We start from the raw sequence: 16,026 nt of genomic DNA, 5'->3' as shown, positions 1-16,026 counted from the left end.
TGGAGTGGCCGTTCCTCGTGCGGACTCGTGCGGAACGCCACGCAGGGCGGCACGAGGGGGGGTGGTTTTGTAGGAGGTCCATAGACGTTAGTGGCTGAGGTCGGGCTGCGGGATGCAGCAGCGCACAGAGTGTCGCCGTGCGGTGTTGTGGACTCTCTCCTTGGCCCTGACCGGCCACATCGGCGAGGATCACCGCCATGGACCTGCTGAACACACTGGTGGACAAGGGGCTCCGGCGGGAGCTGCCGACCCGCGCCGAGGCACTCGCCGTATTGGCGACCTCCGACGACGACCTGCTCGACGTGGTGGCTGCGGCCGGCAGGGTACGGCGGCACTGGTTCGGGCGACGGGTCAAGCTGAACTACCTGGTGAACCTCAAGTCGGGACTGTGCCCCGAGGACTGCTCGTACTGCTCGCAACGGCTGGGGTCGAGGACGGAGATCCTCAAGTACACCTGGCTGAAGCCGGACGAGGCGTCAGCCGTCGCGGCGGCGGGCGTAGGGGGCGGAGCCAAGCGGGTGTGCCTGGTGGCCAGTGGACGCGGACCGACGGACCGGGACGTGGACCGCGTCGCGGAGACCGTCTCCGCCATCAAGGAGCGGCACCAGGGCGTCGAGGTCTGCGCCTGCCTGGGGCTTCTGTCGGACGGGCAGGCCGAACGGCTCCGCGCGGCGGGCGCCGACGCGTACAACCACAACCTCAACACCTCCGAGGCCAACTACGGCGACATCTGCACCACCCACGACTTCGCCGACCGCCAGGAGACGGTGCGGCGGGCCCGGAGCGCCGGACTGTCGGCGTGCTCCGGTCTCATCGCGGGCATGGGCGAGACGGACGAGGACCTGGTCGACGTGGTGTTCGCCCTGCGGGAGCTGGACCCGGACTCGGTACCCGTCAACTTCCTGATCCCCTTCGAGGGCACACCGCTGGAGAAGGAGTGGAACCTCACCCCGCAGCGGGCCCTGCGCATCCTCGCCATGGTCCGTTTCGTCTGCCCCGACGTCGAAGTGCGGCTGGCGGGCGGGCGTGAGGTGCACCTGCGCTCGCTGCAGCCGCTCGCCCTGCACCTGGCCAACTCCGTCTTCCTCGGCGACTACCTCACCAGCGAGGGCCAGGCCGGCAAGGCCGACCTCGACATGATCGCCGACGCCGGCTTCGAGGTGGAGGGCACCGACACCACGACCCTGCCCGGACACCGCACCGACGCCGAGGGCCTGGTCGCCGTCCGGCGGCGCGGCGCGGGCACGGAACTGCCGCCCAATGCCTGAGCGCGACCCCGGCCCGCCCCGGCCGGGCCGCCCCGCCATGGATCCCGGGCGGTTGCGGGCACTGGACCGGCAACACGTCTGGCACCCCTACGCCCCGATGCCCGGTCGCACCGACCCGCTCGTCGTGGAGTCCGCGGCCGGGGTGCGGCTGCGGCTGGCCGAGGAGGTGCACGGGCAGCGGGAGCTGGTGGACGGCATGTCCTCGTGGTGGTCGGCGGTGCACGGCTACAACCATCCCGTGCTCAACGAGGCGGCCCGCGGCCAGCTGGAGCGGATGAGCCACGTCATGTTCGGCGGCCTCACCCACGAGCCGGCCGTACGACTGGCGAAACGGCTCGTGGACCTCACCCCGGACGGTCTGGAGCACGTCTTCCTCGCCGACTCCGGTTCGGTGTCGGTCGAGGTCGCCGTCAAGATGTGCCTGCAGTACTGGCGCTCGACGGGCCGCCCCGCCAAGCGGCGTCTGATGACCTGGCGCGGCGGCTACCACGGCGACACCTGGCAGCCCATGTCGGTGTGCGACCCGGAGGGCGGCATGCACCAGCTGTGGTCCGGAGCGCTGCCCCGCCAGGTGTTCGCCGACGCCCCGCCCCCCGGCTTCGACGCGCCGCCCGACGAGGCGTACCTGCGCCACCTGGCGGAGACCGTGGCCGCGCACGCCCACGAGCTCGCGGCCGTCGTCGTCGAACCGGTCGTCCAGGGCGCGGGCGGGATGCGCTTCCACTCCCCGGCGTACGTGCGGGCGTTGCGGGAGATCTGCGACGCACACGACGTGCTGCTGGTCCTGGACGAGATCGCCACCGGCTTCGGGCGGACGGGCGCCCTGTTCGCCGCGGAGCACGCCGGGATCACGCCCGACGTGATGTGCGTCGGCAAAGCGCTGACCGGCGGCTACCTGACGCTGGCTGCGACCCTGTGCACACCCCGGATCGCCGAGGGCATCAGCCGCGGCGAGGTCCCGGTACTGGCACACGGCCCGACCTTCATGGGCAACCCGCTGGCGGCAGCCGTCGCCGACGCCTCCCTCGGACTGCTGCTGGCCCGGGACTGGGCCGCCGAGGTCGGCCGCATCGAACGGGGGCTGCTGACGGGCCTCGCGGCGGCCGCCGAACTCCCCGGGGTGCGCGAGGTCCGGGTGCTCGGCGCGATCGGGGTGCTGCAACTGGACCACGACATCGACATGGCGGCGGCGACCCGGGCGGCGGTGGGGGAGGGCGTGTGGCTGCGGCCCTTCCGCGACCTGGTGTACGCGATGCCGCCGTACGTGACCGGGGACGAGGACGTGGCGCGGATCTGCACGGCGATGTGCGCGGCCGCGAGGGAAGGATGAGGGAATTGGGTGTGCGGGAGACGGACCTGGACGGTGTGCTGGTCGTCACCGGTACGGGGACCGAGATCGGCAAGACGGTCACCACGGCGGCGCTGGCAGCGGTGGCGAGGGAGGCCGGCAGGTCGGTGGCCGTGCTCAAGCCGGCGCAGACAGGCGTCGCCCCCGGCGCGCCCGGTGACGTGGCCGAGGTGAGGCGACTGGCCGGAGGGACGGTGACGGGCTGCGAACTCGCCAGGTTCCCCGAGCCGTTGGCGCCGGCGACGGCTGCCCGCCGGGCCCGGATGCAGCCCGTGGGACCTCAGCAGGTGGCCGAGGCGGTCGAGCGGCTCGCCGTCTCGCACGACCTGGTGCTGGTGGAGGGCGCCGGCGGGCTGCTGGTCCACTACGACGCCGCGGGCACGACACTTGCAGACGCCGCACGGCTCCTTGACGCCCCGGCCCTGGTGGTCGCGGCGGCGGGACTGGGAACGCTCAACGCGACGCAGCTCACGGCCGAGGCCTTGCGCGTCCGCGGACTGCGTTGCCGCGGGGTGGTGATCGGAGCGTGGCCGGACGCCCCCGACCTGGCAGCCCGCTGCAACCTCGAGGACCTTCCGGTCGCGGCCGGCGCTCCTGTGCTGGGGGTGATCCCACAGGGCGCCGGAGCGTTGCCGCCGGCCGGCTTCCGTGCTGCGGCGGGCCGTTGGCTGGCTCCCGAACTCGGCGGGACGTGGTCGGCGCCGGTGCCGACCACCGCACGCACCACCCTCTGACCGGCAGCTGACCCGTCCCTGAGGGCCGGCACGCCCGCTGCGGTGACCTGGCTCCCGGGGCCGGCGAGGCGGTTGGTGATCCTGTGGGGGACGTCCGTCCGGCCCGCCCCCCCACACGGGTCAGTTCATGGCCCGCCCGATGACGGCAGAGGTGGCCCACCCGGTCGATGGCCTCCTGAAGCGCCCGGGGGTGACGATGGACTCCGCCGGCCCGGGCTCCCCGGCCTCCGGCCCAGCCATCGTCCGGCCGTGGAGGCCGCCATGAGTCATGCCCGTCGTATCCTTCCCTCCCGCAACCCCCGTCCGCCCGCCGCTGCCCCCGCCCCGCCTTCCGCCTCGCCCCGCTCCCGCCACCGGCGTGTGCTCGCCGCACTGGCCGCCTTCCTTCTGGGCGCCGCGGGTCTCATCCTTGCCGGGCCCGCTCCCGAGGCCGCGGCAGCGGCGCAACTGGTGACCTGTCCTGTCGGCACCGAGACCACCACGTACTCCCCGGGCCTGCGCCTGCCCCAGGCCGGCCAGCCGAACGTGCACCTTCAGGCGCAGGGGTCCGTGGGGCCGTGTGTCTCCCTCGACCTCCGTCACACCGGGGGGCAGGTCGTCATCAACGGCAGCGGGCCGCTGAACTGCCTGGGCGGCAACTCCAGCGGCACCGGTCGGCTCACCTGGGCCAACCCCGGCACGCATCCGAGCCTCTTCACCTTCACCGGCGGCATCTCGCTGCGTCCCGACGGCGTGACCGTCCTCGTCCTCACCGGAAAGGTCACCTCGGGCGACTACACGGGCGCCACCCTCGTCCAGACGGTCGTCCTCGCCAGCACCGACCTCACCGCCTGCCTCACACCGGGCGGTCTCACCACCTCCTCAGGTCTGCTCACCGTCACCCTCACCGACCTCTGACACCCCCCGACTCGGGTGCCGCGAATCCGTCCGGCCCAGCCGGCCGCGCCACCCTGGCCCCTGACACTGAAGGCCCGAAGGCTCCCGGCAGCTTCCTGCTGCTGGGAGCCTTTCGCGTTCCCGCCATCCGCCGGCAGCGCCGCGAGGCGGGGTGAGCAGTGGGTGCGGGCCCGCTGCAGCCGCGGGCGAGATGCCCGTGCTCCGCTCCGCCCGCAGACCGGCGCCCGCACCGTGCCCGAGAACAGGGGCGCCGGCAATCGCCCCGCGCCACTTCGGCCCCAACCGCCCTGCCCTCGGCGGTAGTTGGCTCTGTGTATCTCTTGCGAATTTCCGTCGACATCTTGCTGGCATCCATTCGTAACTTGTACGTTGACGTCGCTCATCACGCACCGTCGGCAGTCTCACCGACTGGTGGGACGCGCCAGACCAGCGCCACCGCTCCAGGACGGGAAACCGGCCACCGCTTCCACCCCCTGGGCGCCACCGCGCCTCCAGCCTGCCTGTACACGAGAGGGACCGGCATGTCCCCATCCCCATCAGCAGCCCCCATCCCGCCACCGACGTCCGTACCCCCACCACGCCCGCGACGGGCGCGCGCGTGGGCCGCAGCCTCCGTCGCCGGAGCCGTCGCCCTGATGTCCGGCCTGTTCGTCTGGGGCGTGCCGTCGGTCGGAAACGCCGCGACACCCGTCACCCCGGCCCAGTCGGCGCTCTCCGTCTCCGGCAGGGGGGCGACCGTGCCCTTCACCGAGTACGCGGCCGTCGGCGCCACGAACACCGGCACCCTGCTCGCCGCCAGCCGGACAGCCGACACCCTCGCCTCCGAGGCGTCGGGCCGGCAGGCCATCACCCTGGGCGCCGGCAGCGGCCAGTACGTGGAGTTCACCCTCACCAAGCCGGCCAACGCCGTCGACCTGCACTACAGCGTCCCGGACACCTCCGACGGCTCGGCCTACACCGCTCCGCTGGCCGTCTACGTCAACGGGGCACACGACCAGGACCTGAAGCTGACCAACAAGTACAGCTGGTTCTACGGCAGTTACCCGTTCACCAACTCACCCGGCTCCAACCCGCACCACTTCTGGGACGACGTCCGCACCACCTTCTCCACGACCCTGCCGGCCGGTACGAAGGTGCGGTTCGCCGCCGAGTCCGGCTCGAAGGCCACCACCATCGACGTCGCGGACTTCGAGCAGGTGGCCGCCAAGACGCAGCCCGCCGGCTCCCTCTCCGCCGCCTCCTACGGCGCCGTTCCGGGCTCCTCGGACTCCACCACGGCGCTGCAGAACGCCATCAACGCCGCCGGCTCCCAGGGGAAGACCCTGTGGATTCCCGCCGGCACCTACAACGTCACCCAGCACCTCATCGTCGACAACGTGACCATCCAGGGCGCGGGGCAGTGGTTCACGGTGCTCGGCGGCAAGGGGGTCGGCGTCTACGGCAAGACCTCGCCCGGCAGCACCAAGGTCCACCTCTCGGACTTCGCCGTCATCGGGGAGGTGACCGACCGGGACGACAACGCGCAGGTCAACGCCATCGGTGGAGCAATCGGCGGCGGTTCGACCCTCTCCGGCCTCTGGCTGCAGCACACCAAGGTCGGCATGTGGTTCGACGGCCCCTTCGACGGCCTGACGATCACCGGTGTGCGCATCCTCGACACCACCGCGGACGGCGTCAACCTGCACAACGGCATCAGCCACGTCACCCTCACCCAGAGCTTCGTGCGCAACACGGGCGACGACGGCCTGGCGATGTGGTCCGACACCAACGCCGACCACGACAACGCCTTCACCTTCAACACGGTGGTGCTGCCGATGCTGGCCAACAACATCGCGGTCTACGGCGGCCACGACAACACCGTCAGCGACAACGTGGTGGCCGACACCCAGACCGAGGGCGGCGGCCTCCACGTCGGACAGCGCTTCAACAGCACGCCGCTGGGCACCACCACGCTGGCCCGCAACACCACGCTGCGCGCCGGCGACCTCGACCCCAACTGGCAGTTCGGGGTCGGTGCGGTGTGGTTCGACGCCCGTGACGCCGCGATGTCGGGGAAGGTCTCGGTCAGCGACACCGACATCCTCGACAGCTCCTACGAGGCGATCCAGTTCGTCTCGGGTTCCTCGATCACCAACGTCAGCTTCAACGACGTCAGGATCGACGGCACCGGCACCTTCGCCGTACAGCTCCAGGTGGGCGGGTCGGCCAGCTTCACCGGCGTCACCGCGGCCCATGTGGGCGGACCGTCCGGCATCTACAACTGCATGGGCGGCAGCCAGTTCACCCTCACCCAGGGCAGCGGCAACTCCGGCTGGTACACGGCGAACCCGTACTGCGGGCCCTGGCCGGCCCCGAACTACGTCTACCCGGGATCCGGTGACGGCTCCACACCGCCACCCACCTCGCCCGGCACCTGCGCCACCACCGGCGCCGACCTCGCCCGGGGCAGGACCGCCGGGGCCAGCAGCCACACGCAGAACTACGGGGAGGGCAACGCGTTCGACGGAGACGCGAACTCCTACTGGGAGAGCGCGAACAACTCCTTCCCGCAGTGGCTCCAGGTCGACCTAGGCTGTACGGCAGCCCTGCACCGGGTGGTGGTGAAACTGCCGCCGTCGAGCGCCTGGGCGAAGCGCACCCAGACCCTCTCGGTGCTCGGTTCGAGCGACGGTGCGGCCTTCACCACCCTGAAGTCCTCCGCCGGATACACCTTCGACCCCGCCACCGGCAACACGGTGACCATCCCGGTCACCGGCGACGCCCGCTACCTGCGTCTCAACTTCACGGCCAACAGCGGGTGGTCGGCGGGGCAGGCCGCCGAGGTCCAGGTCTTCGACTCCTGAGCCTTCACCCGCGCCGGACCCGCACGGCTGAACCGGCGCGCCGCCCCACCCGCCGGTGCCCCTCCCTTCGACACAGGGGGAGAGGCACCGGCGTAACGGAGGCCTACTCCGTGACCCGCAACGCGCCCGACGGGCAGAGCGTGCCGGCTTCACGTGCCGCGGCGCGGGCCTCGTCACCGGGTTCGGCGGCCAGCACCGTCACCAGGCCCTCGTCGTCCTGGTCGAAGACCTGCGGCGCCGTCAACGCGCACAGACCCGCTCCCACGCAGACCTCCCGGTCGGCCGTCACACGCATGGCTGCTCCTTTCGTCGCGGTCACCAGGTGACCGGCAGTTCGTTGACGCCCTGGATCGTCGTGCCCGGGCGCAGTTCCAACCGGTCCACCGGCACCGCCAGCCGCAGGTTCGGCAGCCGCTCGATCAACGCGGACAGGATGACCTCCAGTTCGAGACGGGCCAGGTTCTGGCCGAGGCACTGGTGGACCCCGTAGCCGAAGGCCAGGTGGTGGCGCGCTTCGCGCCGCACGTCGAAGGTGTCGGGGTCGGTGAAGACGGAACCGTCCCGGTTGGCTATGGAGTTGGTGATGATGACACCCTCGCCGGCCCGGATGCACTGACCGTCGATCTCGATGTCGGCCGTGGCGAGGCGCGCCCCGGCGATGTCCGCGATCGCAAGATAGCGCAGCAGTTCCTCCACGGCACCCGGCACCAGCGCCGGGTCGTCACGCAACGCGGCAAACTGCTCAGGGTGTTCGAGCAGGGTGATGACGCTGAGCGAGGTCATCGAAGCTGTCGTCTCGTGGCCGGCCACCAGCAGCAGGATGGCGGTCGAGACCAGTTCCTCGCGGTCGATCGTCCCCTTCTCCAACTGCTCCGTGACCAGGGTGCTCAGCAGGCCGGGCCGGGGAGAGCCGCGCAGGCTGTCGACCAGGCCGCCGAGATAGCCCTCCAGCTCGTCGCGGGCGGCGCGGGCACCCGCCGCATCCGGAGACTGGATCAGCCTTCTGCTGGCGTCCTGGAAGAAGTCGTGCTCGGTGTAGGGCACGCCGAGCATCTGGCAGATCACCATGGACGGCACGGGCAGCGCGAACTGGCTGACGAGGTCGGCGGGGGGCCCGGCGGCCACCATCTCGTCCAGGAAACCGTGCACGATCTGCTCGACTTCGGCCCGCATCCCCTTGATGCGCCGGACGGTGAACTCGCTGATGGTCATGCGCCGCTTCGGCCCGTGCTCGGGCGGGTCCAGGCTGATGAAGGCCGGCCGGCGGTCCCGGAAGCTCTCCACCCGACCGGAGGTGGCGGGGAAGTCGGCATGTGTCCGGTCGGATGACAGCCGGGGGTCGGACAGCAGCTTCCGCGCCGTGTCATACCTGGTCACCAGCCAGGACTGCCGGCCGTCGTACAGGGTGACCCGCTGCAGCGAACCCTCCTGTTCCCGGAAGGCGTTGTACTGGTCGGGCAGGTGGTAGGGGCAGGTGCGGTCGCTGGGGAAGGCGGGGGCGCCGGATGGGGGCGTCGCAACGGTCTCGGTCATCGGTCCCTCGATGTGCTCGACGCATAAAGAACGGTCAGTTCTCTAATCGGAGGCTAGGCTGACCCACCGAGAACCACAACAGGCGGTCTACAAATGGCTGGGAGTCATGCCTCCAACCCGCGGTGACGATGTGGCGGACCGGTCGGCCGGTGACCATCGCAGAAACCCCCGCCGTCGGGGTGAGGAGCTGGAGAACGCCATTCTGACGGCAGCCCTGGAGGAACTCGCCGAGGTCGGTTACGCAGGACTGACGATGGAACGGGTGGCCGTGCGGGCCCGTACCGGCAAGGCCGCCCTCTACCGCCGGTGGCCCGGCCGCGCCGAACTCGTCGTCGACGCCTGCGCGGCCCACCGCCTCTCCGAGGGCGACCTGCCCGACACCGGAGCCCTGCGCACCGACGTCCTCGCGTTGTTGCGGCAACTCTCCGCACGCCTGGCCGCCTCGCAGGGCGACATCCTCCGCGGACTGCTCACCGAGGTCATGCACGACCCCGAGTTCGCCCGGCTGGTCCGCGAGCGGGTCCACACCGCCGGCCCGGGGTCGATCCAGGTCGTTCTGCGGCGCGCCGTGGCGCGCGGCGAGATCGCGCCATGGGTCCCGGCCTCCCGGCGCGCCACCGTCGCGATCGACCTGCTCCGCAACCACTACCTGCTGCACGGCGCCCCGATCCCGGAGGACGTCATCTCCGAGATCATGGACGAGGTCTACCTCCCCCTCCTCCTGGCCCCCCGGACGGCCGCGCCGGCGAACGGCCCGGCAGACCCGGCGTAGCCGGCCCCCCGTCACCGGCGCACCGGCTCAGGGGTCCTTGCACTATGCCGACCCGGGCCGCGTGGTCTGGCACCGCACCTCGCGGCGTTGCCGAAAAGCCCTGGTAGCTCCGCTACGAGGACTCTCCGGCGCCTTGCGATGCACGGCACCGGACCACGCGACCTCATCGGGCGCTCATATGGCAAGGGCCCCTCAGTCGCCCCGCGACTATTTGCGCAGGCTGGGCTGCGCAAGTTAGCCTGGGTACATGACCGAGGCCACAGACCCCACCGGCGTGTCCGAGTCGGCCGTGCGCGCGGCACGCGAGTTCCGCGTGGTCTTCAGCCGGCTCCGGCGCCGCATGCGCGAGACCTACGACCCCAGCGACCTCACCCCCTCCCAGACCTCCGTCCTCAGCCGCCTGGACAAGGACGGTGAGGCGTCGGTCAGCGATCTCGCGGCCGTCGAACGCGTACGGCACCAGTCGGTGGCCGCCACCGTCGCCGCCCTGGAGGAGCGCGGCCTGGTCTCCCGGCGCCCCGACCCCGAGGACGGCCGGCGGGCGCTGGTCTTTGTCACGGAGAGTGGCCACGCCTTCCTGGAGGACCGCCGCCGCGCCGGAGAGGGGTGGCTCACCCGCGCCCTGGAAGAACAGTGCACGGAAGCCGAACGACGCACCCTCCTGCAGGCGGCGGCGATACTCGAACGGGTCGTCCGGTCGTGACCGGCAGGGTGACACGCGTACTGCGCCGGCTGCGCCCCGGCTCGACCGGGACGCCGGACGAAGGCTTCGACCGGCGGCTGCTGGCCCCGATGATGCTGGGCTCGGCGCTCAACCCGATCAACTCCTCCATCATCTCCGTCTCGCTGGTACCGATCGGCGCCGCCTTCGGCGCACCCCCCTCCGAGACGGCCTGGCTCATCTCCGCCCTCTACCTGGCCACTTCCATCGGTCAGCCCGTGGTGGGACGCCTGATCGACCTCTTCGGGCCCCGCCGCCTGTTCGTGGCCGGGACGGCACTGACCGGCGTCGCCGGCGTCCTCGGGATGCTCGCGCCCCACCTCGGCGTCCTCATCGCCGCACGGGTCCTGCTGGGTTTCGGCACCTGCGCCGGTTATCCGGCGGCCATGTCCCTCATCCGGAGCGAAGCGGACCGTACCGGCCGCAAAAGTCCCGCCGGCGTGCTGACCGTGCTCGCCGTCACCACCCAGACCATCGCGGTCATCGGCCCCAGCCTCGGCGGCCTGCTCATCGGCGTAGGCGGCTGGCGCGCCACCCTGGCCGTCAACATCCCGCTCGCGATCGCCGGCCTCTACCTCGGCATCCGCCGACTGCCCCCGCCCCGCCCCGTCCGCCGCGACGAGCGCCATCCCGCCGCCGCCCTGGACCTGCCCGGCATGGCACTCTTCGCCACCGCCCTGATCTGCCTGCTGCTGTTCCTCATGAACCCCGGTGGCGGCCAGTGGTACCTCCCGGTGCTGACCCTCGCCGCGGCGGCCGCCTTCACCCGGCGCGAACTGCGTGCCCCGCAACCCTTCATCGACGTGCGGGTACTCGGCGGCAACCTGCCGCTCCTGGCCACCTACGCCCGGGCCCTGCTCGCCTACATCGTCAGCTACGCCTTCCTGTACGGGTACACCCAGTGGATGGAGGAGGGCCGAGGACTCTCCGCCTCCCAGGCCGGACTGGTCCAGCTCCCGCTCTTCGCCACCGCCCTGGTGGTCTCCACCCTCACCGGACGCCGGCAGGCGATCCGCGGCAAGCTGCTGGTGGGCGCCGCCGGACAGATCGCCGCCAGCGCCCTGCTGCTGCTCCTGGGCGCCCACAGCGCCCTGTGGCTCCTGGTGGCCGTCGTCATCGTCCTCGGCGTACCCCAGGGCCTGAACAACCTCGCCCTGCAGAACGCCGTCTACCACCAGGCCGATCCCGAGCGCATGGGTTCCTCCGCCGGCCTCCTGCGCACCTTCGGCTACCTCGGTGCCATCGTCGCCTCCGCCGCCAACGGCGCCTTCTTCGGACAGCGCGCCGACACCGGCGGCCTGCACCACCTCGCCTGGCTCATCCTCGCCGTCAGCATCCTCTTCCTCGTCGTGACCCTCGCCGACCGCTCCCTGGCCCGCGTCGGAGCCCCACGCGAGGACGACACCACCGCCGAGCCCCGGTCCCGGGACGCCGGCCGTTGATCCGGACCTCCGGGCCCCGCCCGTGGAGACCCGCCCCGCGGCACCCCGCCGTGACGGCTTTCCGACCCGCCCCCGCACCACGTGAGGACTCACCGTGACCCACCCCGCCCTGCTCGTGATGGACGTTCAGCAGGCCATCACCGAGCGCGTCCCCGACCCCGACTACACACCGCGCCTCGCCCGCGCCGTCGCCGCCGCACGGAGCGCCGGAATCCCCGTGGTGTACGTCGTCGTCGGCTTCCGCCCCGGCCACCCCGAGACCAAGTCCAGCCCGATGTTCAGCGCCCTGCCCGAGGGAGCCTTCACCGACGGCGACCCCGGGGCCGCCATCCACCCCGACGTCGCGCCCCGACCGGGCGAGAGCGTCGTCACCAAGAAGCGCGTCAGCGCCTTCGCCGGCAGCGACCTCGACCTCGTCCTGCGTGGCGGCGCCATCGACCACCTCGTGCTGACCGGCCTCGCCACCAGCGGCGTCGTCCTGTCCACCCTGCGTCAGGCCGCCGACCTCGACTACCGTCTCACCGTCCTGGCCGACGGCTGCGGTGACACCGACGCGGAGGTCCACCGGGTGCTGACCAAGAAGGTCTTCCCCCGTCAGGCCGAGGTCACCACCGTCGACGCCTGGATCGCCGAACTCGGCTGACGGCTTACCACTCCCGGCCGGCGACGCACCGGAGCATGTCCCACTCCTCGCGGGTGCGGGCGTGCTCCGGTGCGCTTGCCCGCGCGCGGCCCGGCCAGGCCGGGGAGGAGATCAGCTGCCGCGCTTCAGACGTACGACGACGGGCGCGTCGAAAGGGTCACCGGGCTGGTTGACCTGGACGTGTCCTGCGCCCAGCCATTCGTCGGTGCCGGGCACCCGGTGGATCCCGGTCAGCCAGAGCGACTGGTTCGACCCCTTGCGGGCGTCGGTGGACGCAGGGAGGCGGTGGCGCCCGATCTTCACGCACCGGCCGCCGTCCGTCAGGTACCAGTTGCCCTCCAGGAAGAGACCCCCGTGCTCCTGGCCGACCGGGATCCGCTCGGCGCACTGGCCGGGCGCGGCCTCCTGCTCGGCCCACTTCGAGCCGTCCCAGCGCAGCCGGAGGTACTGGTCCTGGGGTTCGTCCTCGGCCTCCCCGTGGTTGAAGCCGTTGATGCCGTAGGCACGCACCTCACCACCGTCGAGTGCGAGGACCCGGTTCAGGCCGGCGCCGGGCTCGGCCGGAACGGGTTCGGGGAAGTGGGCCTGGGGGGTGTCCACCGCTTTCCAGGACGTGCCGTCCCAGTGCGCCGAGGCGGGCTGGCTGTAGGTCTCGGTGCCGTTCAGTACGGTGCCCGGGCCGGTGGTGCGACGGCCGACCGCCCAGACGTCGTCCAGTCCGACCACCGCGAGGTCCGCGGCCGGGAACGGCAGCCGGGTCGCGGTCCACCGGGTGCCGTCCCAGTGCTGCGCGGTCCGCTCGTCCCCGAGAGCCCAGACGTCGTCCGGGCCTGCGCTCTTGATGTCCCTGACGCCGGTCGGCCCGGGGTGCGCCACCGCCGACCAGCGGGCGCCGTCCCACTTCGCCCAGTGCCCGCCGTCGGGGCCGCCGCCGGAGGTGTGCGGTCGCAGCCACAGGGCGTCCGCACCGACCTGGTCGAGCAGGGGCGGGTAGTCGGTGGCGCCGAGGGCTTCGGGAAGCGGCTCCCGCGTCCACCGGGCGCCGTCGTAGTGCAGCAGACGGGCGCCGGCCGAGCTGTCGTGCTCGTCCGCGACCGCCCAGACGTCGTCCGCGGCCAGGACCGCGATATCGGTGAGATCCCCGCTGAAGTCCGCGATGTGCTCGAACTCCCAGGTGAGGGAGGTGGTGCCGGTGCCTGACGGGGACGCGGTGCCGCTGGGGGCCGTGGCCCGTGATCCGCTCGGTCCCCCGCCCGTTCCGCAGGCCGCAGCCGTGAGCATCACCAGCACGGCGACGCCGGCTGTGCCCCTGCGCCTGAGCCCTGCCACTGTGCGCACGATCGCCCTCCCCACTCGCCCCATCCCGAACTGCCGTACGGCGAGCGGGAAGCGTATCCCGGGACCGGCCCGGCGCGCAGGCCCGCCAGCCGAGGCCGGCGGCTGCCGAAGCGCCCCGGGAGGCCGGCGGCGCCCCTGCTCTCCGGGGACGGGTGCGAACGCCGCGGTGTGTCGGGGGAGTCCCACTATCACGTGCGCTTCACGCTGCATCCATGAGCGTTTCAGTTAAGATCGCCGGCAGAGGTGATCCGAGTGTCCCACGACGAACAAGCCCTGTTCAGCGCAGTCGACAACCTGCTCGAACGGGTTGCGCAGGACCCCCTGCCGCCACCTGCCGAACGCAGGCGGCTCCGGGAGGCCGCAGGGCTGAGCCAGGAGCAGATCGCGCAGGCCCTGCAGACGCGGCGCGAGTCGGTCGGCAACTGGGAGTCCGGGAAGACGGACCCGCGCCCACCGAAGCGTGCCGCCTACGCCCGGCTCCTCGACGGCCTCGCCGCCCGGTACCCCCGGCCCGAGACGGACCCGGCCGCCCCGGCCCCCGCCGCACCGGACCCGGCAGTACCGAGTGCCGCTCCGAGAACGTCCGCCACCGAGGCGCGCGCGCAGATGCCTGCCCCGGCGCCGCAGCCTGTGCCGGCCGTTCCCGACCAGTCGGTGCCGAAGACCCCGCCGGCACCGACCTCACGACGCCCCGGGCCGAAGCGGCCGGTGCGCAGGCCCGTGCAGGTGGCGGCGGACAAGCGGTTCGCACACGGCCCGCTGGCGGTCGTCGACGCCGCGGACGGTCAGGTCTCGGCCCACTGCGTCGGCGGCCTGGTCCTGGAGGTGTCCGCCGAGACCCTGCCGGAGCTGGTGGAGTGGACGCTGGCCGAGGCGCAGCTGGGACAGCCACGGCTGCACGCCTGCGGGAAGGACGCCGACCCGCTGCTGGTGCTCACCGCGGCAGCGTGCGAACGCTACGGACTTCCCACGCAGCTGACGGATGCCGAGCGACTGACCGGCCGCCTCCCCGAGGACCACCCGATCCTGCGGGAACTGCGGGACGCCGACTGGAAGCTGACCCGACGCGGCTTCGGACCGTGGGCGCGGATCTACCGTCCGGCCGCCGGCCGCGAACGGCAGTGCGTGCAACTGTGCCTCCCCTCCTGGCAGGCGCTGGAGACCCGCACCTGGGGCCCGGCGGCCCAGCTCCCGCCGGCGGACCTCGCCCGCCTGCTGGGCACCTACGCGACGCGCGTGATGACGCCCCGCGGCTCCACCGCCGTGACCGGCCTGGAGCTGCTGACCGCCACCAACCCGCCCACCCGGGCCGGTGCGCCCGGTGCGGACGGTCGACGGCACTCCGAGCACCGGCCCGGCTCACTGGGCACCGAACCGCTGGACTGCGCGCCGTGCGAGGCGCCGGACGGACACCCGCTCCTCGCGGACCTGCCCCGCTTCCACCAGCGCGGCCCGGCCGAGATGCTGCTGGAGGAGGCCTACGACTGGGCGCGTCCACTGACCGACGAGGAGTGCATGAAGCCCTACCTGGTCGGCATCGACGTCAACCTCGCCTTCGGGGCGGCAGCCAACGGCGCCCTCGTCGGCCTGGCCGGCCCCCCCGAACACGTCCTGCGGCCGGACTTCGACCCGACGCTGCCCGGGGCGTGGCTGGTCGACCTCTCCCACATCGACCTCGCCCACGTCCTGGTCGGCAAGGAGTGGCGCCACCTGGACGGCGACCTGCTGCCCAGCCCGTTCACCCCCACCGGCGAGCGACCGACGGGACCGGCCTGGTACGCCACCCCGACCGTGGCCTACGCGGTGGAGCTCGGCTACGACGTCGTCCCGATCGAGGCGTGGGTGCGGCAGGAGAAGGGCAAGGCGCTCGACGGCTGGTACAAGCGCTTGCGCGACGCCTACGTACTGACCATGGGCGATCTCGGCGTCGCCGAGAAACTCCCCCCCGCCGCCTTCCTGGCGGCGATGGAGGGCCACAAGGACCGGGACGCGGAGATGGCCACCGTGCTGGACGCCGTCAAGTCCACCGTGAAGGGCGGTATCGGCAAGCTCCGGGAGCGTCCGCGCGGCGGCGGCTGGCGGCCCGGACGGCCGTGGCCGGCCCTCTCCCGCCCGACCTGGCGCCCCGACATCCGGGCGGTGGTCATCTCCCGTGCGCGGACCAACATGCACCGCAAGATGCTCAACCTCGCCGCCGCCACCGGCCGGTACCCGGTCGCCGTCCTCTCCGACTGCGCCGTCTATGCCGCCGCCGGCCCCTCGCCACTGGACGTCCTGCCCTACGACACCGACGGCAGGACCGTCCCCGGCAGCTTCCGGCTCGGCGTGTCACCCGGGATGGTCAAGCACGAGGGCACCCAGTCCGTCCTGTGGGGCGAGGGTGTCCACGAGCAGCTCGGCACGGCCGGCGGGAAGGTCGCCAACCTGGCGCGCTACATCAAGACCGGCGAGACCACCGCCGCCGACAGCGGCGAGTGAGGGGGACGG

Annotated in this window: 13 protein-coding genes; 10 read left to right on the top strand and 3 right to left on the bottom strand. The window is 72.3% G+C overall.

Annotated elements, in window-relative coordinates; genetic code table 11:
- The first annotated feature begins 197 nt into the window (after window positions 1-197).
- From bioB to ACFV3R_RS12210, 5 genes are all read left to right on the top strand, one after another.
- A complete protein-coding gene (bioB, locus tag ACFV3R_RS12230; RefSeq protein WP_385579761.1) occupies window positions 198-1,268 on the top strand; it encodes a biotin synthase BioB in 1,071 nt (356 codons plus the stop codon).
- Window positions 1,261-2,598: an adenosylmethionine--8-amino-7-oxononanoate transaminase gene (locus tag ACFV3R_RS12225; protein WP_385579756.1), complete on the top strand. Its 1,338-nt coding sequence runs from the start codon at window positions 1,261-1,263 to the stop codon at window positions 2,596-2,598. The genes bioB and ACFV3R_RS12225 overlap by 8 nt, the downstream gene beginning before the upstream one ends.
- A gap of 11 nt (window positions 2,599-2,609) precedes the next feature.
- Window positions 2,610-3,350 (top strand): dethiobiotin synthase, encoded by a 741-nt coding sequence (gene bioD, locus ACFV3R_RS12220; protein WP_385579754.1) that lies wholly within the window; start codon window positions 2,610-2,612, stop codon window positions 3,348-3,350.
- A 261-nt stretch (window positions 3,351-3,611) separates the two neighbouring features.
- Entirely contained in the window at window positions 3,612-4,247 is a 636-nt protein-coding gene (locus ACFV3R_RS12215; RefSeq protein ID WP_385579751.1) for a hypothetical protein, read from the top strand.
- A gap of 635 nt (window positions 4,248-4,882) precedes the next feature.
- Entirely contained in the window at window positions 4,883-7,090 is a 2,208-nt protein-coding gene (locus tag ACFV3R_RS12210; protein WP_385579748.1) for a discoidin domain-containing protein, read from the top strand.
- 103 nt (window positions 7,091-7,193) lie between these two features.
- Here ACFV3R_RS12210 and ACFV3R_RS12205 read toward each other — a convergent pair whose 3' ends face one another.
- A complete protein-coding gene (locus ACFV3R_RS12205; RefSeq protein ID WP_385579745.1) occupies window positions 7,194-7,385 on the bottom strand; it encodes a ferredoxin in 192 nt (63 codons plus the stop codon).
- A gap of 20 nt (window positions 7,386-7,405) precedes the next feature.
- Window positions 7,406-8,623, bottom strand: coding sequence for a cytochrome P450 (locus tag ACFV3R_RS12200; RefSeq protein WP_385579742.1), 1,218 nt, complete (start codon window positions 8,621-8,623; stop codon window positions 7,406-7,408).
- A 106-nt stretch (window positions 8,624-8,729) separates the two neighbouring features.
- Between ACFV3R_RS12200 and ACFV3R_RS12195 the strand changes: the two genes are divergently transcribed.
- The 4 genes from ACFV3R_RS12195 (at window position 8,730) to ACFV3R_RS12180 (ending at window position 12,201) form a co-directional block, all read left to right on the top strand.
- Complete coding sequence (locus tag ACFV3R_RS12195) at window positions 8,730-9,395, top strand: TetR/AcrR family transcriptional regulator (protein ID WP_385579739.1); 666 nt, start codon at window positions 8,730-8,732, stop codon at window positions 9,393-9,395.
- Between the two features lie 247 nt (window positions 9,396-9,642).
- Window positions 9,643-10,098 carry a MarR family winged helix-turn-helix transcriptional regulator gene (locus tag ACFV3R_RS12190; RefSeq protein ID WP_385579736.1) on the top strand — a complete coding sequence of 152 codons (456 nt, stop codon included), beginning with the start codon at window positions 9,643-9,645 and terminating at the stop codon, window positions 10,096-10,098.
- A gap of 8 nt (window positions 10,099-10,106) precedes the next feature.
- Window positions 10,107-11,558, top strand: a complete 1,452-nt coding sequence (locus ACFV3R_RS12185; RefSeq protein WP_385579924.1) for an MFS transporter — start codon at window positions 10,107-10,109, stop codon at window positions 11,556-11,558.
- A 94-nt stretch (window positions 11,559-11,652) separates the two neighbouring features.
- Complete coding sequence (locus tag ACFV3R_RS12180; RefSeq protein WP_385579733.1) at window positions 11,653-12,201, top strand: cysteine hydrolase family protein; 549 nt, start codon at window positions 11,653-11,655, stop codon at window positions 12,199-12,201.
- A gap of 111 nt (window positions 12,202-12,312) precedes the next feature.
- Here ACFV3R_RS12180 and ACFV3R_RS12175 read toward each other — a convergent pair whose 3' ends face one another.
- Window positions 12,313-13,539 carry a hypothetical protein gene (locus ACFV3R_RS12175; protein ID WP_385579730.1) on the bottom strand — a complete coding sequence of 409 codons (1,227 nt, stop codon included), beginning with the start codon at window positions 13,537-13,539 and terminating at the stop codon, window positions 12,313-12,315.
- A gap of 252 nt (window positions 13,540-13,791) precedes the next feature.
- Between ACFV3R_RS12175 and tap the strand changes: the two genes are divergently transcribed.
- Window positions 13,792-16,017: a telomere-associated protein Tap gene (gene tap, locus ACFV3R_RS12170; RefSeq protein WP_385579727.1), complete on the top strand. Its 2,226-nt coding sequence runs from the start codon at window positions 13,792-13,794 to the stop codon at window positions 16,015-16,017.
- Window positions 16,018-16,026 lie beyond the last annotated feature (9 nt).

The organism is Streptomyces sp. NPDC059740, assembly GCF_042733155.1.
Lineage (GTDB): Bacteria > Actinomycetota > Actinomycetes > Streptomycetales > Streptomycetaceae > Streptomyces.
Note: the sequence above shows the minus strand (reverse complement) of the source record. Positions and strands in the feature narration are given on the sequence as shown.